Source organism: Pseudomonas sp. BF-B-30, assembly GCF_019956305.1.
Taxonomy (GTDB): Bacteria; Pseudomonadota; Gammaproteobacteria; order Pseudomonadales; family Pseudomonadaceae; genus Aquipseudomonas; species Aquipseudomonas jessenii.
The window spans coordinates 171346-190147 of the sequence record NZ_JAHBDG010000077.1; the positions used below are offsets into that span (position 1 = coordinate 171346).

At 59.6% G+C, this 18802-nt stretch carries 18 protein-coding genes; 11 read left to right on the forward strand and 7 right to left on the reverse strand.

Features of this window, described 5'->3' with window-relative positions; genetic code table 11:
• Nucleotides 1-141: 141 nt before the first annotated feature.
• From KGB29_RS26710 to KGB29_RS26730, 5 genes are all read left to right on the forward strand, one after another.
• Nucleotides 142-801 carry a FadR/GntR family transcriptional regulator gene (locus KGB29_RS26710; RefSeq protein WP_150814307.1) on the forward strand — a complete coding sequence of 220 codons (660 nt, stop codon included), beginning with the start codon at nt 142-144 and terminating at the stop codon, nt 799-801.
• Entirely contained in the window at nt 791-2095 is a 1305-nt protein-coding gene (locus KGB29_RS26715; protein ID WP_150814308.1) for a CynX/NimT family MFS transporter, read from the forward strand. The genes KGB29_RS26710 and KGB29_RS26715 overlap by 11 nt, the downstream gene beginning before the upstream one ends.
• Nucleotides 2096-2206: 111 nt before the next feature.
• A complete protein-coding gene (locus KGB29_RS26720) occupies nt 2207-2677 on the forward strand; it encodes a nuclear transport factor 2 family protein (RefSeq protein ID WP_057713404.1) in 471 nt (156 codons plus the stop codon).
• Between the two features lie 40 nt (nt 2678-2717).
• A complete protein-coding gene (locus KGB29_RS26725) occupies nt 2718-3029 on the forward strand; it encodes a GIY-YIG nuclease family protein (RefSeq protein WP_150814309.1) in 312 nt (103 codons plus the stop codon).
• Nucleotides 3030-3117: 88 nt separating this feature from the next.
• Nucleotides 3118-4053 (forward strand): glutathione S-transferase family protein, encoded by a 936-nt coding sequence (locus tag KGB29_RS26730; protein WP_150814310.1) that lies wholly within the window; start codon nt 3118-3120, stop codon nt 4051-4053.
• 99 nt (nt 4054-4152) lie between these two features.
• Here KGB29_RS26730 and KGB29_RS26735 read toward each other — a convergent pair whose 3' ends face one another.
• Nucleotides 4153-4503 carry a glutaredoxin family protein gene (locus KGB29_RS26735; protein ID WP_057713407.1) on the reverse strand — a complete coding sequence of 117 codons (351 nt, stop codon included), beginning with the start codon at nt 4501-4503 and terminating at the stop codon, nt 4153-4155.
• A complete protein-coding gene (gene yejK / locus KGB29_RS26740) occupies nt 4503-5507 on the reverse strand; it encodes a nucleoid-associated protein YejK (RefSeq protein ID WP_008018580.1) in 1005 nt (334 codons plus the stop codon). Before yejK ends, KGB29_RS26735 begins: the two co-directional genes overlap by 1 nt.
• A 396-nt stretch (nt 5508-5903) precedes the next feature.
• Here yejK and KGB29_RS26745 point away from each other — a divergent pair, with 396 nt between their 5' ends.
• Together KGB29_RS26745 and KGB29_RS26750 are read left to right on the forward strand one after the other, a co-directional pair.
• Nucleotides 5904-6185, forward strand: a complete 282-nt coding sequence (locus KGB29_RS26745; RefSeq protein ID WP_007905514.1) for an HU family DNA-binding protein — start codon at nt 5904-5906, stop codon at nt 6183-6185.
• Between the two features lie 303 nt (nt 6186-6488).
• Entirely contained in the window at nt 6489-6923 is a 435-nt protein-coding gene (locus KGB29_RS26750) for a DUF3757 domain-containing protein (protein WP_150814313.1), read from the forward strand.
• A gap of 154 nt (nt 6924-7077) precedes the next feature.
• On the opposite strand, the gene rlmF is transcribed toward KGB29_RS26750, so the two are convergent.
• The 5 genes from rlmF to KGB29_RS26775 all read right to left on the reverse strand — a co-directional run bounded on the left by rlmF (nt 7078) and on the right by KGB29_RS26775 (nt 15240).
• Nucleotides 7078-8109 carry a 23S rRNA (adenine(1618)-N(6))-methyltransferase RlmF gene (gene rlmF, locus KGB29_RS26755; protein ID WP_150814311.1) on the reverse strand — a complete coding sequence of 344 codons (1032 nt, stop codon included), beginning with the start codon at nt 8107-8109 and terminating at the stop codon, nt 7078-7080.
• 246 nt (nt 8110-8355) lie between these two features.
• Complete coding sequence (locus KGB29_RS26760; RefSeq protein WP_150814312.1) at nt 8356-11202, reverse strand: valine--tRNA ligase; 2847 nt, start codon at nt 11200-11202, stop codon at nt 8356-8358.
• 254 nt (nt 11203-11456) lie between these two features.
• Nucleotides 11457-12773, reverse strand: coding sequence for an MFS transporter (locus KGB29_RS26765; RefSeq protein ID WP_150814687.1), 1317 nt, complete (start codon nt 12771-12773; stop codon nt 11457-11459).
• Between the two features lie 409 nt (nt 12774-13182).
• The gene (locus KGB29_RS26770) at nt 13183-14415 is read right to left on the reverse strand and encodes a transporter associated domain-containing protein (RefSeq protein ID WP_150814686.1); all 1233 of its coding nucleotides are present in this window, start codon (nt 14413-14415) and stop codon (nt 13183-13185) included.
• A gap of 12 nt (nt 14416-14427) precedes the next feature.
• Complete coding sequence (locus tag KGB29_RS26775; protein ID WP_090457561.1) at nt 14428-15240, reverse strand: inner membrane protein YpjD; 813 nt, start codon at nt 15238-15240, stop codon at nt 14428-14430.
• A gap of 210 nt (nt 15241-15450) precedes the next feature.
• Here KGB29_RS26775 and ffh point away from each other — a divergent pair, with 210 nt between their 5' ends.
• The 4 genes from ffh (at nt 15451) to trmD (ending at nt 18785) form a co-directional block, all read left to right on the forward strand.
• On the forward strand, nt 15451-16827 hold the full coding sequence (ffh, locus tag KGB29_RS26780) for a signal recognition particle protein (protein ID WP_046041990.1): 1377 nt from the start codon (nt 15451-15453) through the stop codon (nt 16825-16827).
• A 409-nt stretch (nt 16828-17236) separates the two neighbouring features.
• Complete coding sequence (gene rpsP / locus KGB29_RS26785) at nt 17237-17488, forward strand: 30S ribosomal protein S16 (protein ID WP_007972721.1); 252 nt, start codon at nt 17237-17239, stop codon at nt 17486-17488.
• Nucleotides 17489-17493: 5 nt separating this feature from the next.
• Complete coding sequence (gene rimM / locus KGB29_RS26790) at nt 17494-18030, forward strand: ribosome maturation factor RimM (RefSeq protein WP_057713414.1); 537 nt, start codon at nt 17494-17496, stop codon at nt 18028-18030.
• A gap of 2 nt (nt 18031-18032) precedes the next feature.
• Nucleotides 18033-18785: a tRNA (guanosine(37)-N1)-methyltransferase TrmD gene (trmD, locus tag KGB29_RS26795; RefSeq protein WP_007897583.1), complete on the forward strand. Its 753-nt coding sequence runs from the start codon at nt 18033-18035 to the stop codon at nt 18783-18785.
• Nucleotides 18786-18802 lie beyond the last annotated feature (17 nt).

Consider the following 18802-nt stretch of genomic DNA (forward strand, 5'->3'; position numbering starts at 1 on the left):
GGGTGCCTGCCAACCAGCGTTATCGTTGACGACCATCGCGAGCAAGCTCGCTCCTACAGGGGGAGGGCTGTTGCCGTTCTGGGATATGTTGACTAACATGTCAGAAAATTCATCCTATGATTGGATGAAAGGGCGAATTCCATGTCAGAAATTTCTCCATTAGTGAAACGATCCCTGGTCGATCAGGCCCTGGATCAGTTGCGCCTGCGCATCAACCAGGGCAACTGGGTCGTGGGCCAGCGCTTGCCCACCGAGCCTGAGTTGTCCGCCGAGCTGGGCATCAGTCGCAACACCGTGCGCGAAGCCATGCGCGTGTTGGCGTTTTCCGGGTTGATCGAAATCCGTCAGGGCGATGGCAGTTACCTGCGGGCGGTGGTCGATCCGCTCGATACTTTGAAGGCGCTGTCCCGTTGTTCTCTTGATCAGGCCCGGGAAACCCGGCACATCCTCGAAGTCGAGGCCATTGGCCTGGCGGCAGTGCGCCGAACCGATGAAGACCTGGTGGCATTGCGCGAGGCCCTGAGTGTCAGCGGCAGCCACTATCACGGCGATCTCGACACCTACATCGCCTGCGACCTGGTATTTCACCGCCGTCTGGTGGACGCCGCACACAACCCGACCCTCAGCGAGTTGTATCGCTATTTCTCCAGCGTCGTCGGCGCCCAATTGCGCCAGATCCTGAACATCGTCCCGCGCCGTCAGGAAGTGTTCGACCTGCATATCGCGTTGCTCGATGCCGTCGAGCAACGCGACCCGGAACGAGCCAAAGCCCTGTCGAGGCAGTTGATCAATGAACCTTGAAACCGAGAAGTCCATGCACCGCAGTGAGTTATCCACAGCCCCCAAACGTTCGGCCGAGCTGGAAGAGTTGCTGATCGATGCCGAGGCCGATGACGAACAGGTCCAGCAAGCTCACCCGGTTCTGCACCGGCCCTGGCTGTTGCTACTGGGCCTGATTCTGGTGGCGCTGAACCTGCGTCCGGCGCTGTCGAGCATGGCGCCGATGCTCAGCGAGGTCTCGAAGTCCCTTGGCTTGTCGGCGTCCGCGGCGGGGTTGCTGACCACGTTGCCGGTGCTTTGCCTTGGCCTGTTTGCGCCGTTGGCACCCGTGCTGGCGCGGCGATTTGGTGCGGAGCGGGTGGTGCTGGGCATTCTTCTGACCCTGGCGGGCGGGATCATCCTGCGCAGTTCGTTCGGTGAAATCGGTCTGTTTGCCGGCAGTGTGCTGGCCGGTGCCAGCATCGGCGTGATTGGCGTGTTGCTGCCGGGCATCGTCAAGCGCGACTTCCCGAAACAGGCCGGGACCATGACCGGTGTCTACACCATGGCCCTGTGCCTGGGCGCGGCGATGGCGGCGGGTGCGACCGTGCCGTTGAGTGAACACTTCGATAAGAATTGGGCGATGGGTCTCGGCTTCTGGGTTATTCCGGCATTAGCGGCGGCGCTGTTCTGGTTGCCGCAAGTCGGCCAGAAACACGGCGCGCACAACGTCGCCTACCGGGTTCGCGGATTGCTGCGCGATCCGCTGGCCTGGCAAGTGACCTTGTACATGGGCCTGCAATCGTCCCTGGCCTACATCGTGTTCGGCTGGTTGCCGTCGATCCTGATCGGGCGCGGCCTGACTCCGACCCAGGCCGGTCTGGTGCTGTCGGGTTCGGTGATCGTTCAACTGGTCAGCTCCCTCGCCGCGCCATGGCTGGCGACGCGCGGCAAGGATCAGCGCCTGGCGATTGTGATCGTGATGGCCCTGACCCTCGGCGGTCTGTTCGGTTGCCTGTACGCCCCGATTGAAGGTCTGTGGGGCTGGGCGATCGTGCTGGGGTTAGGGCAGGGCGCCACGTTCAGCCTGGCATTGACCCTGATCGTGCTGCGCTCGCGGGACTCCCACGTTGCGGCGAACCTGTCGAGCATGGCCCAGGGCTTCGGTTACACCCTGGCGTCCATGGGGCCGTTCGCGGTCGGCATCGTGCATGACTGGACCGGCGGCTGGACGGCCGTGGGCTGGATCTTCGGTGTCATCGGCCTTGGTGCGATCCTCGCCGGCCTGGGGGCCGGACGTGCGTTGTACGTGCAGGTCGAAAGCGAAAAGGTCTGATTCCCGCACACTGTCGGTATTCGTCTTGCGAATGCCGATAGTGTTCGACCCGTTTGCAGACTATCGTGCAGGCAATCTTTCGATACCCATTGCACAACAGGGAGTCTGCCCATGAGTGAAGTCCACAGCGCCTTGATCACCCGTTTCTACCAGGCCTTCCAGCGTCTCGACGGTGAGGCGATGGCTGCCTGCTACACCGATGACGTGGTGTTCAGTGACCCGGCGTTCGGCGAGCTTCGTGGTCGTGATGCTGGCGATATGTGGTGCATGCTCACCACTCGCGCCAAGGATTTCTCCCTGACCTTCGATCATGTCCGTGCCGATGATCGTATCGGTAGCGCCCATTGGGTCGCGACCTATCTGTTCAGCCAGACTGGCAATACCGTGGTCAATGACATCCAGGCACGCTTTGTCTTTCGCGATGGCAAGATCTGCGAGCATCACGACAGTTTCGACCTGTGGACATGGTCACGCCAGGCCCTGGGTTTCAAAGGTCTGCTGCTGGGCTGGACGCCACTTGTTCGCAACGCCGTTCGCTCACAGGCCCTGAAGGGGCTGAAGGCATTCCAGGCCAGTCGCTGATAAGATCGCGGCTTGTTTTCCTTCAAGCCCTGATCGTTACGTGACCACCCTCAGCGAAAGCCCTGTCGACGCCGACACCCCCGCGAGCAAAACCTGGTTCGTCTACCTCGTTCGCGCGGCCAACGGGTCGCTCTATTGTGGGATCAGCGATGATCCCGTGCGTCGCTTCGCCAAGCATCAAAGCGGCAAGGGCGCGCGATTCTTTCTTTCCAGCCCGGCCATGGCCCTGGTCTACACCGAACGCTGTCGCGACAAAAGCGATGCATTGCGTCAGGAGCGGCTGATCAAGAAACTCAAGAAGAGCGCCAAGGAATGCCTGGTGGCGAGCGCCGCCCCTGGCTTATCACTCTGACTGATCGGTTCCCATCAGGCAGATCTGTAGGCTGCCAGGTGATTGCGCGCTAAGCTGCGGACTCCTGATCCTTGCGGCGGAGCCGAGCATGTCCGAGTTGATTCTGCATCATTACCCGACGTCCCCCTTTGCCGAGAAGGCCCGCCTGTTGCTGGGCTTCAAGGGCTTGTCCTGGCGCTCGGTGAAGATCTCGCCAGTGATGCCAAAACCGGATCTCACGGCGTTGACCGGTGGCTACCGCAAGACACCGGTGTTGCAGGTCGGTGCCGATATCTATTGCGACACGGCATTGATTGCCCGGCGACTGGAGCAGGAAAAGGCCTTGCCGGCGTTCTTCCCGGAAGGTCAGGAAATGATCGTCGCGTCCTTTGCCGCCTGGGCTGATTCGGTGGTGTTCCAGCATGCGGTGAGCCTGGTGTTCCAGCCGGAATCGATTGCCGTGCGTTTCGGTAATTTACCGCAGGAAGCGATCAAGGCGTTCCTGGCCGACCGCGCCGGTTTGTTCAGTGGTGGTAGCGCGACAAAACTGTCTACCGAACAGGCGAAGCACCAGTGGCCGACGATCATGTCGCGTCTGGAGCTGCAGTTGCAGCGCGAGGAGGGTGACTACCTGTTTGGCGAGCCGTCGATTGCCGACTTCGCCCTGGCTCATTGCCTCTGGTTCCTCAAGGCCACGCCGGTGACGGCTCCGCTGGTCGAAGCTTATCCGGCAGTCAATGCATGGCATACGCGGGTGTTGGGCTTCGGTCATGGCGCATCCAGCGAGATGAGTTCCGAGGAGGCTTTGGCAGTGGCGCGCACGTCCACGCCAGCGGCTTTGCCGGATGAGCAATTCGTCGATCCCAACGGGTTCACGGTGGGTCAGCAGGTGGTCATCGCGGCCACGGACTATGGTGTTGATCCGGTCGCGGGAGAGCTGCTGTTTGCCGGCCGCGAAGAACTGATTGTACGGCGCGAGGACGAGCGCGGCGGTGTGGTGCATGTGCACTTCCCGCGGTTCGGTTTCCGGATAGAAGCCTGCTGAAAAAACTTTGTGGGAGCGAGCTTGCTCGCGATGGCGGACTGACATTCGACAAAATTGTTGGCTGTGTTGGCCTCATCGCGAGCAAGCTCGCTCCCACAGTTACTTCAACGCTGCCAGAATCGCATCCGGGTCATACCCGCGAATCAGCGTCCCGTTCACATCGATGATCGGAATGCCCCCACCGCCCAGCGCCTGATAGTCCTCGCGCGCGGCAGCATCCTTCTCGATGTCGAACTCCTTGTACGCAATGCCTTTCTGATCGAGGAAGCGTCGGGTCAGCTTGCAGTAACCACACCATTCGGTGGCGTAGAGCACAACGTTGGCCTTGGCCTGCGTCTGCGCCGACACCACTTGCGATGGATTGAACACCCGCTCGATCTTGCCCCAGTTCTGATAGGCCACGACCACCAGCAGGATCAGCAGGAATTTCTTCAGCACGCCGCCGAGCATCAGTTGCGACGCTTCAGCTGATCGGTGAGCGAAGTGGGCAGGCCCTTGATGATCAACGTGCCGGCTTCTTCGTCGTACTCGATCTTCGAGCCCAGCAGGTGTGCTTCGAAACTGATCGACAGGCCTTCGGCGCGACCAGTGAATCGGCGGAACTGGTTCAGGGTGCGTTTATCGGCCGGGATTTCCGGCGAGAGGCCGTAATCCTTGTTGCGGATGTGATCGTAGAAAGCCTTCGGGCGTTCTTCGTCGATCAGCCCCGACAACTCTTCCAGGCCCATCGGCTCACCGAGCTTGGCCTGGCTACTGGCGTAATCCACCAGGGTCTTGGTCTTCTCGCGGGCGTCGTCTTCCGGCAGGTCTTCGCTTTCGACGAAATCACTGAAGGCCTTGAGCAGGGTGCGGGTTTCACCCGGACCGTCGACGCCTTCCTGGCAGCCAATGAAGTCGCGGAAGTACTCCGAAACCTTTTTGCCGTTCTTGCCTTTGATGAACGAAATGTACTGCTTGGACTGTTTGTTGTTCTGCCACTCGGAAACGTTGATCCGCGCCGCCAGATGCAACTGGCCAAGGTCGAGGTGGCGGGATGGGGTCACGTCCAGTTCGTCGGTTACGGCCACGCCTTCACTGTGGTGCAGCAGGGCAATGGCCAGGTAGTCGGTCATGCCTTGCTGATAGTGTGCGAACAGCACGTGGCCGCCGACCGACAGGTTCGATTCCTCCATCAGTTTCTGCAGATGCTCGACCGCCACGCGGCTGAACGCAGTGAAATCCTGACCGCCCTCGAGGTACTCCTTCAGCCAGCCGCTGAACGGGAACGCGCCGGATTCCGGATGGAACAGGCCCCAGGCTTTACCCTGTTTGGCGTTATAGCTTTCGTTGAGGTCGGCGAGCATGTTCTCGATGGCCGCAGACTCAGCCAGTTCAGAGTCGCGGGCGTGGAGAACTGCAGGTGTGCCGTCGGGTTTTTTGTCGATCAGGTGGACGATGCAATGACGGATCGGCATGGGCTTCTCGGCTGAATGAAGAGAGGAGGGCGCGCTCCCCCGAAAAAGCGCCCAGTGTACCGCAACCACTGGTTTTGGCGCGGTGCGAAGGCCAATTCCCGGGCGACCGGCGGCGCTTATGCGATTTTTTCCCGATTTAGAGCAATAAAGCTGACCAAATGGGTAGCTGGAGGCGGATATTTCCCCGTCTCTGTGCTAGTTTTGCCCGGTCTTGCGCGAAGTCACTGCGTTAAGCCTGCAGTCAGCTTTTGTCAGGTCGAACCAAACCCTGATTTCGGTATCTATAACCCCGATCCCGAGGTTATTTCGCCGAGGGTGCCAGATCCAGAAGATCGGGCTCGATGGCTGACATTGCACTCTGCAATCCATATGAATTTGATAGGGAAGGAACACTACATGGCTCTTACTAAAGACCAACTGATCGCCGACATCGCTGAAGCTATCGACGCGCCGAAAACCACCGCGCGTAACGCTCTGGACCAACTGGGCCAAATCGTTGCCGATCAGCTGGAAAACGGCGGCGAAATCACTCTGCCGGGTATCGGCAAGCTGAAAGTGACTGAGCGCCCTGCCCGTACTGGCCGTAACCCTTCGACTGGCGCTGCCATCGAAATCGCTGCCAAGAAAGTGATCAAGCTGGTTGTGGCCAAAGGCCTGACCGACGCTGTTAACAAGTAAGACTTGTTAAAAAAAACCGTGCACCGGAGCGATCCGGGCACGGTTTTTTTGTGGGCGCTGTAACGGTTTACGCAAAGTAAATTATTGGAATAATCCCTTTGTTTGAAAGCAGTTGTTACCCGTGCACCTGATAGGGATAGTCGTTTTCGCTAAATAGCACATTTCTCTCTGTATAAAACGAACGTTCCTACAGAACTGATAGTTGAGTGTGCGCCTTGGGTCGGTAGTATCAATAAGGCGTAGCGCTTGGCTTTGCGTAATAAGCTAAACCAAATTTCAGTTGTTGGTTACAGGGACGTTTTTATGAAAGTTAAACAGTTGTTGATGTGCGTATCGTTTCTGGTGTCCGGCCAGGCTTTGGCAAATGTTACCGAGTACTGCCCGAGTCCTTCTGACATCAAGGAGTTGGCAGCCGGTATCTATAAAGCCCCGACAGCAAGTGGCGACGGAGAATGGTACGGCGTTTCGCAAACCGGGCGTGGGCCAATAGGCGAGTTTGAGTTGGCGATATTCGCGCCTCGCGTAGCAGCCGAGAGAGGCACTGTTGCCGGTGAGATTCTGCGTTGTGGTTACAAACTGCAAAATGGAGGCGATCTGGATATGAGGTACAAGCGAGAGGGAACTATTGTAAGTATTGATACCAGTGGACCATGGGAGCAATGGTATGGTCAGTATTACTGCGAAAGCAAAGAGGCGCGAGCTTGTGCGTTCACAGAGAATGTTCGTACAAAACGTTAAAGCGAAGATATCTAAACTTTCCTGTTATCGAAGTTGCAGGAAAGTTGTCAGGCAGTTGGTGGTTACAGATCTGAGCGTCACTGTTAATCGCTAGGTCTGTTAAAAGCCGTGTACAGGAGTCATCCGGGCACGGCTTTTTTGTGCGTCTGGCTTTTTACTCGGCTGTAGCTTTCGACCATCGTGCCTGACGCCAGGCCTGTTGCTGCGCTTTGGTCTGGAAGGTCCAGGCGACGAAGCGGCTCTGCTTTTGGCCTTGGCCCATTTCGACCACTTGGCTGTCCAAAGCACCGACCTTTTTCAAGGCGGTCTGGATCGCCGGCAGGTTCGACGCCTTCGACACCAGTGTGCTGAACCACAGCACTTGTTGCGCCACTTGTACGCTCTCGCTGACCAGTTGCGTGACGAAGCGCACCTCCCCACCTTCACACCATAATTCCGCTGCTTGCCCGCCGAAGTTTAACACCGGCAGCTTGCGCTTCGGATCGGCTTTGCCCAGGGCGCGCCATTTGCGTGTGCTGCCCCGTGTGGCCTCGTCCAGAGAGGCATGGAACGGCGGATTGCACATCGTCAGGTCAAAGCGCTCTGCGCTCTCCAGCAGGCCAGTGAGGATCTGCTTGGAGTTGTTCTGCTGACGTACCTGGATCGCTTTGTTCAGGCCATTGGATTGAATGATGGCCTTCGCCGCGGCGATGGCGGTCGCATCGATATCGGAACCGAGGAACTGCCAGCGATAGTCGCTGTAACCGATCAGCGGATACACGCAGTTGGCGCCCATGCCGATGTCCAGCACCTTCACGGCGGCGCCACGGGGGATCACACCGTCATTGCCACTGGCCAGCAGGTCGGCGAGGAAGTGCACGTAATCGGCGCGGCCGGGCACCGGTGGGCACAGGTAGTCGGCCGGAATGTCCCAGTGAGCGATGCCATAGAACGATTTGAGCAGCGCCCGGTTGAACACCCGCACGGCTTCAGGGCTGGCGAAGTCGATGCTTTCCTTGCCGTACGGATTGATGATCACGAATTTCTTCAATTCCGGAGCGCTTTTGATCAGCGTCGGAAAGTCGTAGCGACCCTGATGGCGATTGCGCGGGTGCAGGCTGGCCTTTTCCTTCGGGGCGACGGCCGTGGCCGGAGTCTTCGGGGCAGGCTTTTTGCGCGCAGGCTTGGGGGAGCGGGGGGCGGTCATGGCGGTGGTCGATTCGGGTATGGCTAAAAGTGGCGGGCATTGTCCCACATCTGTGGGGCAACACCGATCAAATGTGGGAGCGGGCTTGCTCGCGAAAGCGGACTTTCAGTCGATATTTATATCGAGTGTTATGGCCTCTTCGCGAGCAAGCCCGCTCCCACAGGGGATCTTCATTGGATGTAAGAAAGTGACAGGCATGAAAAAGGGAGGCCATTAGCGGCCTCCCTCTTTCATTGCGATCTGCCGTTACAAACTGGCAATCCGCGCATGCTGCTCGGCCAGCTTGCCCAGGGCCTGTTCGGCCTCGGCCAGTTTGGCGCGTTCTTTCTCGATGACTTCAGCCGGTGCCTTGTCAACGAAACCGGCGTTGGACAGCTTGCCGCCGACTCGTTGCACTTCACCTTGCAGACGCTGGATTTCCTTGTCCAGACGCGCCAGTTCCGCACCTTTGTCGATCAAGCCGGCCATTGGCACCAGCACTTCCATCTCGCCGACCAGCGCGGTGGCGGACAGCGGTGCTTCTTCGCCAGCAGCCAGTACGGTGATCGATTCCAGGCGCGCCAGCTTCTTCAGCAGGGCTTCGTTCTCGGTCAGGCGACGCTGATCCTCGGCGCTGACGTTCTTCAGGAACAGCGGCAGCGGTTTGCCCGGGCCGATGTTCATTTCGCCGCGGATGTTACGGGTGCCGAGCATCAGGCCCTTGAGCCATTCGATGTCATCTTCGGCCGCCTGATCGATGCGTGTTTCGTTGGCTACTGGCCAAGGTTGCAGCATGATCGTCTTGCCTTCGATGCCGGCCAGCGGCGCGATGCGCTGCCAGATTTCTTCGGTGATGAACGGCATGAACGGGTGCGCCAGACGCAGGGCGACTTCCAGCACGCGCACCAGGGTGCGACGGGTGCCGCGCTGGCGTTCGACCGGTGCGTTTTCGTCCCACAGCACAGGCTTGGAGAGTTCCAGGTACCAGTCGCAATACTGGTTCCAGATGAACTCGTACAAGGCTTGTGCTGCCAGGTCGAAACGGAACTGGTCAAGCTGGCGGGTCACTTCGGCTTCGGTGCGCTGCAGCTGCGAAATGATCCAGCGGTCAGCCAGGGACAGCTCAAAGGCTTCGCCGTTCTGGCCGCAGTCTTCGCCCTTGTCCAGTACGTAGCGCGCCGCGTTCCAGATCTTGTTGCAGAAGTTGCGATAGCCTTCGACGCGGCCCATGTCGAACTTGATGTCACGACCGGTGGACGCCAGCGAGCAGAAGGTGAAGCGCAGGGCGTCGGTGCCGTAGCTGGCGATGCCTTCGGCGAACTCGTCGCGGGTCTGCTTCTCGATCTTCTTCGCCAGTTTCGGCTGCATCATGCCGGAGGTGCGCTTCTGCACCAGGGCTTCGAGTTCGATGCCGTCGATGATGTCCAGCGGGTCCAGGACGTTGCCCTTGGACTTGGACATCTTCTGGCCCTGGCCATCGCGCACCAGGCCGTGGACGTAGACGGTCTTGAACGGAACCTGCGGAGTGCCGTCTTCGTTTTTCACCAAATGCATGGTGAGCATGATCATCCGGGCTACCCAGAAGAAAATGATGTCGAAGCCGGTTACCAAGACGTCGGTGGAGTGGAATTTCTTCAGGAACTCGGTTTTTTCCGGCCAGCCGAGGGTGGAGAACGTCCACAGGCCCGAGCTGAACCAGGTGTCGAGAACGTCATTGTCCTGTTGCAGCGCAACGTCCGGGCCGATGCTGTGCTTGGCCCGCACTTCGGCTTCGTCGCGACCGACGTAGACCTTGCCCGACTCGTCGTACCAGGCCGGAATCCGGTGGCCCCACCACAGCTGACGGCTGATGCACCAGTCCTGGATGTCGCGCATCCACGAGAAATACATGTTTTCGTACTGTTTCGGCACGAACTGGATACGGCCGTCTTCAACGGCGGCAATCGCAGGTTCGGCCAACGGCTTGGTGGACACGTACCACTGGTCGGTCAGCCAAGGCTCGATGACGGTGCCGGAGCGGTCGCCTTTCGGCACCTTCAGGGCGTGATCGTCAACGCTGACCAACAGGCCGGCGGTGTCGAACGCGGCCACGATCTGCTTGCGCGCTTCGAAGCGGTCGAGACCGGCGTATTCGGGCGGGATCTTGCCGTCGATGGTTTCGTTCAGCGTGCCGTCGAGGTTGAACACCTGGCAAGCCGGCAGGACCGATGCGTTTTTGTCGAAGATGTTCAGCAGCGGCAGGTTGTGACGCTTGCCGACTTCATAGTCGTTGAAGTCGTGGGCCGGGGTGATTTTCACGCAGCCGGTGCCGAATTCAGGGTCGCAATAATCGTCGGCGATGATCGGGATGCGGCGGCCAACCAGTGGCAGCTCGACAAATTTGCCGATCAGGGCTTTGTAGCGTTCATCGTTCGGGTTAACGGCCACGGCGGAGTCGCCGAGCATGGTTTCCGGGCGAGTGGTCGCGACGATCAGGAAGTCGTTGCCTTCAGCGGTCTTGGCGCCGTCGGCCAGCGGGTATTTCAGGTTCCACAGGAAACCTTTCTCGTCGTGGTTCTCCACTTCGAGGTCGGAAATCGCCGTGTGCAGCTTGGTGTCCCAGTTGACCAGGCGCTTGCCGCGGTAGATCAGGCCGTCTTCGTGCAGGCGGACGAAAGCCTCTTTAACGGCCTCCGAGAGGCCGTCGTCCATGGTGAAGCGCTCGCGGCTCCAATCTACGGACGAACCGAGACGACGGATCTGACGGCTGATGTTGCCACCGGACTCATCTTTCCACTCCCAGACTTTCTCGAGGAATTTCTCGCGGCCCAGGTCATGGCGGCTCTGGCCCTTGGCTTCGAGCTGACGCTCCACCAACATCTGCGTGGCGATACCGGCGTGGTCGGTGCCCGGCTGCCACAGGGTGTTGCGACCCTGCATGCGGCGGAAACGGATCAGGGCGTCCATGATCGCGTTGTTGAAGCCGTGCCCCATGTGCAGGCTGCCGGTGACGTTCGGCGGCGGGATCATGATGGTGTAGGACTCGCCCGCGCCTTGCGGGGCGAAGTAATTCTCTGACTCCCAGGTGTTGTACCAGGAAGTTTCAATGGCGTGCGGCTGGTAGGTCTTATCCATGCGCGGCGGGACCCTATTGGCATTTATTCAGGAAAAGCCGGGAAGTATAGCGGGGATGAGCCCATGCGCGTAGAGCGAGGTGACAATGGGTGGGGGAAAAGTTGTGGTTATTCGGGGAGTATTTTGTCTGCAATGACGCCATCGCGGGCAAGCCACGCTCCCACAGGATCAGTGTCGATCACAAAATAGTGGTTCGACAAAAAACCTGTGGGAGCGGCGGTGCGGCGATCCGACTTGCTCGCGAAAGCAATCTGTCAGGCGACCTGATTCAAATCGTTATGTCGCGTTTCCTTCAGGCACAGCACCGCGATCAAACTCAGCACCGCCGCCGCGGACACATAACCGCCGACATAACTCAATCCGCCCATCGCCACCAGTTTCTGGGCGAAGAACGGCGCCGCGGAAGCGCCGACGATACCGCCCAGGTTGTAGGCCGCCGAGGCGCCGGTGTAGCGCACGTGGGTGGGGAACAGCTCCGGCAGCAACGCCCCCATAGGCGCAAATGTCACACCCATCAAAAACAGTTCGATGCACAGGAACAACGCCACGCCCCAGGTCGAGCCTTGGGTCAGCAGGGGCTCCATGAGGAAGCCGGACAGGATCGCCAGCACACCGCCGATGATCAGCACCGGTTTGCGCCCATAACGGTCGCTGGCCCAGGCCGACAGCGGGGTGGCGGCAGCCATGAACAGCACCGCGAAGCACAATAGGCCGAGGAAGGTTTCGCGGCTGTAGCCGAGCGTTGCCACGCCGTAACTCAGGGAAAACACGGTGGAGATGTAAAACAGCGCGTAGCACACGACCATTGCGCCGGCTCCCAGCAATACGGGCGCCCAGTATTGGCCGAACAGCTCGAACAGCGGGATCTTCACTCGTTCCTGGCGCGCCATGGCGTTGGCGAACACCGGGGTCTCATGCAGCTTGAGACGAACGTACAGGCCGACCATCACCAGTGCGGCGCTGAGCAGGAACGGAATACGCCAGCCCCATGAGCGGAACTGTTCGTCATCCAGCACCACGGCCAGGGTCAGGAACAGGCCGTTGGCCGCCAGAAAGCCGATGGATGGACCCAGCTGCGGGAACATGCCGAACCACGCGCGCTTGCCTTTCGGCGCGTTCTCCGTGGCCAGCAATGCCGCGCCACCCCATTCGCCGCCCAATCCAAGGCCTTGGCCGAAGCGCAGGACGCAAAGCAGGATCGGTGCCCAGGCGCCAATGCTGTCGTATCCCGGCAGCACGCCGATCAGCGTGGTACACACGCCCATCAGCAGCAGCGAGGCGACCAGGGTCGATTTGCGGCCGATACGGTCGCCGAAGTGACCGAAAAGGGCCGAACCCAAGGGGCGTGCAAGGAAGGCGATGCCGAACGTGAGAAAAGCCGAAAGCATCTGGGCGGTGCCGGATGTCTGCGGAAAGAACACCGGGCCGATCACCAGCGCGGCGGCGGTGGCATAGACGTAGAAGTCGTAGAACTCGATGGCGGTACCGATGAAGCTTGCGGTGGCCACGCGGGTGGCGGAGTTCGTCGGTTGCGCAGGTGTGGAGTCGCTGTAAGTCGTGCTGGTCGTCATGCGGTTATCCCTGACAGTCATGTGCTCCAGTGGAGCGAATTATTATGGTCGAGAACCCAGGGATGTGGGCGGAGGCACGGTCGCTGTTCAAGGTAGGAACAGTCGTCGGTTTGTTGCGGACTTTGCTGGTGGACAGGCCGGATGCTGCGACGTGCGGGGTAAGCACGGGGCCGGCGAGGCTTGGGTAAGCGTTTCGATTATAGGAAGGTGGCTAACGATCGAACAAGAGGGCTTGCGAGGACATTGTGGCGAGGGGGCTTGTCGGAACGCCGCACCGCCCCGTTCGGCTGCGAAGCAGTCGTAAAGTCGGCAGCCACGGTGTACCAGATGAAAAGTAGTTGCATGGTTTAGCACTGCTTCGCAGCGCAACGGGGGCAAGCCCCCTCGCCACAAGGATTTGTGTCGGGTTTTAGATAACCACAGGCATCGAGCTGGTCTGCCAGATCAGCACCCGCGTGACACGGTTGTCCTCGGTCTCGAGAATTTCCAGGCGATACCGGCCGATCTTCAGGCACACCGCGCTATCGGGAATAGTCTCCAGGGCCTCGGTCACCAGGCCGTTCAGGGTTTTCGGGCCATCGCTGGGCAGGTGCCAGCCGAGGCTCTTGTTCAGCTCGCGAATGGACGCGGCACCGTCGACCACCAAGCGTCCGTCGGCTTGCGGATGAATGTGCGGATTGTCCAGGCTCTGCTGGCTTTCGAACTCGCCGACGATTTCTTCGAGAATGTCTTCCAGGGTGACGATGCCCAGCACTTCGCCGTATTCGTCGACCACCATGCCCAGGCGTCGCTGCTGCTTGTGAAAGTTGAGCAGTTGCAGTTGCAACGGGGTACTTTCCGGCACGAAGTACGGCTCGTGGCTGGCCGCCAGCAACGCTTCCCTGGTCAGGCTCGCATCGGGCAGCAAATGAAGGATGTGTCGGGTGTTGAGGACGGCTTCGACCTGGTTGATATCGCTGTGGAACACCGGCAGGCGCGTGCGTTTGTTGTGGCGCAATTGTTCGATGATTTCTTCGATGGAGTCATCGAGATTGATGCCGTCCACGTCGCTGCGCGGTACCAGGATGTCATTGACGGTAATGTTGTCCAGCGCGTGGATGCCTGGCAGCGGGTGAGGGCGGCTTGCGGTTTCGGAGGGCGCATGCCGCTCCGTCAGCGCTTCGTCCTCGCTTTGTTGCACCACTTTGGCTTTACGGGCGAATGGGCGCGTCAGCAACTGACTGATGCTGTTGAGCAGCCATGCCGCGGGATAGATGATTTTCAGCGGTAACCGCAGCAGGTTGTTGCCCTGGGCCAGGATCGCATCCGGATAGCGGGTGGCGAGGGCGCGTGGCAAATAGTCGGAAAACACCAGCAACATGGCGCCCGCTCCGAGGCAGGCGACCCACGGGCCGTTCTCGGCCCAGGTGAACATGGCCAGCAAGGTGCTGATGACCACCACGAGTGCACGGCACAGAGTGTTGCAAAAAATCAGGCTGGCCAGTGGGAAGCTGAGTTTCGCTACCGGTTTGTCGCTGGAACGCGTTGCGGTGCGCTGGGCCAGCAAATGCTGGTGCGCCGCTTCGATGGCGGTAAACAGCCCTGACCATAAAACCAGCAGGGTCACTACCGCGAGCATCGGCCCTATGGGCAAGTCGTCCATTAATGCCGCCCGTCAGATATGCAGGATGTATTCACGAACCAGCTTGCTGCCGAAATACGCCAGCATCAACAGGCAAAAACCGGCCAGGGTCCAGCGAATGGCTTTGTGCCCGCGCCAGCCAAGGCGATTGCGTCCCCACAGCAGCACGCTGAAAACGACCCAGGCCAGGCAGGCCAGCAGTGTTTTGTGCACCAGATGCTGGGCGAACAGGTTCTCTACGAACAGCCAGCCGGAAATCAGCGATAGCGACAACAGCGTCCAGCCGGCCCAGAGGAAACCGAACAGCAGGCTTTCCATGGTTTGCAGTGGCGGGAAGTTCTTGATCAGCCCGGATGGGTGCTTGTGCTTGAGCTGATGGTCTTGAATCAGCAGCAACAAAGACTGGAACACCGCGATGGTGAACATGCCGTAGGCCAGGATCGAAAGCAGGATGTGGGCGAGGATGCCCGGCTCCTCAACGATGACCTGTACCGTGCCGGCGGGAGCAAAATGCGCCAGCAACACGGTCAAGGCCCCAAGCGGGAGCAGCAGGACCAGCAGGTTCTCCACCGGAATCCGCGAGCAGGCCAGCAGGGTCAGTGCGATGACCGCCACGGCTATCAGGCTGGCGGCACTGAAGAAGTCCAGGGCCAGGCCGGTCGGGGTCAGCAGGTGGGTGAGCAGGCTGACGCTGTGGGCCAATACGGCGAGCACGCCGAGCATGACCAGCAGGCGTTTGTTGACCTTGGCGCCGGACGCCAGGCGAGTGCCCTGGTAAATGGTCGCAGCGGCGTACAAGCAGGCGGCGGCGAGAGTAGTTAGCAAGCTGGGTGACAAGGGGAGCATAAATCCTGTTAGGCAAGCCCGAAAGTCGCTGAGTTTGGCATAGAACCCCCGCCACACGAAAGACCGCGCAACCCGACGGCGAGGTGTCCGCCGGCCGCAGTCTTCGCTATAATCCGCGACCTGCCCACGCCGCAGGCTCGCCGAGCACACGTTTAGTCCGGTCCGGGCCGCCATTATCCCGGTCTACACAGGGCCTGAAAGGATCGCGCAATGTTTGAAAACTTAACCGACCGTCTCTCGCAGACGCTGCGCCATGTCACCGGCAAGGCCAAGCTGACTGAAGACAACATCAAAGACACCCTGCGCGAAGTGCGCATGGCGTTGCTCGAAGCCGACGTCGCCCTGCCGGTGGTCAAGGACTTCGTCAATTCGGTCAAGGAACGCGCCGTCGGCACCGAGGTGTCACGCAGCCTGACGCCGGGCCAGGCCTTCGTGAAGATCGTCCAGGCCGAACTCGAAAGCCTGATGGGCGCGGCCAACGAAGATTTGAACCTGAGCGCAGTGCCGCCAGCGGTCATCCTCATGGCAGGTTTGCAGGGCGCTGGTAAAACCACCACCGCCGGCAAGCTCGCGCGCTTCCTTAAAGAGCGCAAGAAGAAGTCGGTCATGGTCGTGTCCGCCGACGTTTATCGTCCAGCGGCGATCAAGCAGCTGGAAATGCTCGCCGGTGAAGTCGGCGTTACCTTCTTCCCGTCCGACCTGAGCCAGAAGCCGGTCGAGATCGCGCAAGCGGCTATCAAGGAAGCCAAACTCAAATTCATCGACGTGGTCATCGTCGATACCGCCGGTCGCCTGCACATCGATGAAGAGATGATGGGCGAGATCAAGGCCCTGCACGCCGCGATCAACCCGGTCGAAACCCTGTTCGTGGTCGACGCCATGACCGGCCAGGACGCCGCCAACACGGCCAAGGCCTTCGGCGATGCATTGCCGCTGACCGGTGTGATCCTGACCAAGGTCGACGGCGACGCCCGTGGCGGTGCCGCACTGTCGGTGCGCGCCATCACCGGCAAGCCGATCAAGTTCATCGGTATGGGCGAGAAGAGCGAAGCGCTCGATCCGTTCCATCCTGAGCGTATCGCCTCGCGCATCCTCGGCATGGGCGACGTGCTCAGCCTGATCGAGCAGGCGGAAGCGACCCTCGACAAGGACAAGGCCGACAAGCTGGCCAAGAAACTGAAGAAGGGCAAGGGCTTCGACCTCGAAGACTTCCGCGATCAGCTGCAACAGATGAAGAACATGGGCGGCCTCGGCGGGCTCATGGACAAGCTGCCGAACATGGGTGGCGTGAACCTGGCGCAAATGGGCAACGCCCAGGGTGCGGCAGAGAAGCAATTCAAGCAGATGGAAGCCATCATCAACTCCATGACCCCGGCCGAGCGCCGCGACCCTGAGATGATCAGTGGTTCGCGCAAGCGCCGGATCGCCATGGGTTCCGGCACCCAGGTGCAGGACATCGGCCGCTTGATCAAGCAGCACAAGCAGATGCAGAAGATGATGAAGAAGTTCTCTGCAAAAGGCGGAATGGCCAAGATGATGCGCGGCATGGGCGGAATGTTGCCCGGCGGCGGCATGCCAAAGATTTAGTGTCCAGTCACGCCAATACTGCTCAATTTTGGCGGCGCCTGTGGACCTCATGCTGCGTTGCCGCTCCTCGCCATAGCCAGCTATGACTCGTCGCGGCGCATTGCCTGAGGTCCACAGTCACTCGCCAAAATATGAGCATTATTGGCGAGACTGGACAGAAGAATCCGCGCCGGTCATCGCACCGGCGCAGACCCGCAAGGAAGCGGGATCTCCAGCAAACCCGCACTTGGCGGGAGCTGACCGGCCGTTTTCAACGACGGCTCTATAGCAAATCTGCATGGCGGCCGATAGACCGCCGGAAAAAGTCATTTGCAAAAGTCCGGATATTCCTTAGAATATGCGGCCTTTCGGGCACCCATGCCCGCTGTGCCTTTAGATTTGCAGCACCGACTACAGGAACGATGTTCACATGCTAACAATCCGTCTTGCCCTTGGCGGCTCCAAAAAGCGCCCGTTTTACCACTTGACCGTAACCGACAGCCGCAACCCGCGCGACGGTTCGCACAAGGAACAGGTTGGCTACTTCAACCCTGTTGCCCGTGGTCAGGAAGTTCGTCTGTCCGTGAACCAAGAGCGCGTAGCCTACTGGCTGAGCGTTGGTGCACAACCTTCTGAGCGCGTTGCTCAGTTGTTGAAGGAATCTGCTAAGGCTGCGGCCTGAGCAATATGAACGCGACGCCAGCCATTGCTGATGATTTGATCGTTATCGGCAAGATTTATTCTGTTCACGGCGTTCGCGGCGAAGTGAAGGTGTACTCCTTTACTGATCCGATTAAAAACCTGCTGGACTACAAAACCTGGACGCTCAAGCGTGACGGTAATGTAAAGCAGGTAGAGCTGGTCAGCGGACGCGGGAATGACAAGTTCCTGGTCGCAAAGCTCAAGGGTCTCGATGATCGCGAAGAAGCTCGTCTTCTGGCCGGTTATGAGATCTGCGTGCCGCGCAACCTGTTCCCTGAACTGACCGACGGCGAGTACTACTGGTACCAGCTGGAAGGTCTCAAGGTCATCGATACGCACGGACAACTGTTCGGAAAAATCGATCACCTGCTGGAGACCGGCTCGAACGATGTCATGGTGGTCAAGCCTTGCGCTGGCAGCCTGGATGATCGCGAACGCCTGTTGCCCTATACGGAGCAATGCGTGTTGGCCGTCGACCTGGCCGCGGGCGAGATGAAGGTGGATTGGGACGCGGATTTCTAAGCGTGGCTAACTTGCGCGTAGAAGTGATCAGTCTGTTTCCCGAGATGTTTTCCGCCATCAGCGAGTACGGCATCACCAGTCGGGCGGTGAAACAGGGGCTCTTGCAGCTCACCTGTTGGAATCCGCGAGACTACACGACGGATCGACATCACACTGTGGACGATCGCCCGTTTGGCGGTGGTCCGGGCATGGTGATGAAGATCAAGCCCCTGGAAGATGCTCTGGTTCAGGCCAAGGCAGCAGCCGGGGAGGCGGCGAAGGTGATTTACCTGTCCCCCCAAGGCCGTCAACTGACTCAGTCGGCGGTACGCGAGTTGGCGAATCTGGATGCATTGATCCTGATTGCCGGCCGCTATGAAGGCATTGACGAGCGTTTTATTGATGCTCATGTCGATGAAGAGTGGTCGATTGGCGACTATGTACTGTCTGGCGGCGAGCTGCCGGCGATGGTCCTGATCGATGCGGTTACACGACTGCTGCCTGGAGCTTTAGGGCATGCGGACTCCGCAGAGGAAGATTCCTTTACGGATGGTTTGCTGGATTGCCCGCACTACACCCGACCGGAGGTGTATGCGGATCAGCGTGTTCCCGACGTATTGCTAAGTGGCAATCACGCGCACATCCGGCGTTGGCGTTTACAGCAGTCCCTTGGTCGGACCTTTGAACGACGCGCCGATCTTCTGGAAAGCCGCTCGCTTTCTGGAGAAGAGAAGAAGCTGCTCGAGGAATACATCCGCGAGCGGGACGATAGTTAACAACGTATCGATGGTAG

What these genes read in the sequence shown, in the direction of transcription:
- KGB29_RS26710 (WP_150814307.1), top strand. Translation starts at nt 142, where the DNA reads ATGTCAGAAATTTCTCCATTAGTGAAACGATCCCTGGTCGATCAGGCC.
- KGB29_RS26715 (WP_150814308.1), top strand. Translation starts at nt 791, where the DNA reads ATGAACCTTGAAACCGAGAAGTCCATGCACCGCAGTGAGTTATCCACA.
- KGB29_RS26720 (WP_057713404.1), top strand. Translation starts at nt 2,207, where the DNA reads ATGAGTGAAGTCCACAGCGCCTTGATCACCCGTTTCTACCAGGCCTTC.
- KGB29_RS26730 (WP_150814310.1), top strand. Translation starts at nt 3,118, where the DNA reads ATGTCCGAGTTGATTCTGCATCATTACCCGACGTCCCCCTTTGCCGAG.
- KGB29_RS26735 (WP_057713407.1), bottom strand. Translation starts at nt 4,503, where the DNA reads ATGCTCGGCGGCGTGCTGAAGAAATTCCTGCTGATCCTGCTGGTGGTC.
- yejK (WP_008018580.1), bottom strand. Translation starts at nt 5,507, where the DNA reads ATGCCGATCCGTCATTGCATCGTCCACCTGATCGACAAAAAACCCGAC.
- KGB29_RS26745 (WP_007905514.1), top strand. Translation starts at nt 5,904, where the DNA reads ATGGCTCTTACTAAAGACCAACTGATCGCCGACATCGCTGAAGCTATC.
- KGB29_RS26750 (WP_150814313.1), top strand. Translation starts at nt 6,489, where the DNA reads ATGAAAGTTAAACAGTTGTTGATGTGCGTATCGTTTCTGGTGTCCGGC.
- rlmF (WP_150814311.1), bottom strand. Translation starts at nt 8,109, where the DNA reads ATGACCGCCCCCCGCTCCCCCAAGCCTGCGCGCAAAAAGCCTGCCCCG.
- KGB29_RS26760 (WP_150814312.1), bottom strand. Translation starts at nt 11,202, where the DNA reads ATGGATAAGACCTACCAGCCGCACGCCATTGAAACTTCCTGGTACAAC.
- KGB29_RS26765 (WP_150814687.1), bottom strand. Translation starts at nt 12,773, where the DNA reads ATGACGACCAGCACGACTTACAGCGACTCCACACCTGCGCAACCGACG.
- KGB29_RS26770 (WP_150814686.1), bottom strand. Translation starts at nt 14,415, where the DNA reads ATGGACGACTTGCCCATAGGGCCGATGCTCGCGGTAGTGACCCTGCTG.
- KGB29_RS26775 (WP_090457561.1), bottom strand. Translation starts at nt 15,240, where the DNA reads ATGCTCCCCTTGTCACCCAGCTTGCTAACTACTCTCGCCGCCGCCTGC.
- ffh (WP_046041990.1), top strand. Translation starts at nt 15,451, where the DNA reads ATGTTTGAAAACTTAACCGACCGTCTCTCGCAGACGCTGCGCCATGTC.
- rpsP (WP_007972721.1), top strand. Translation starts at nt 17,237, where the DNA reads ATGCTAACAATCCGTCTTGCCCTTGGCGGCTCCAAAAAGCGCCCGTTT.
- rimM (WP_057713414.1), top strand. Translation starts at nt 17,494, where the DNA reads ATGAACGCGACGCCAGCCATTGCTGATGATTTGATCGTTATCGGCAAG.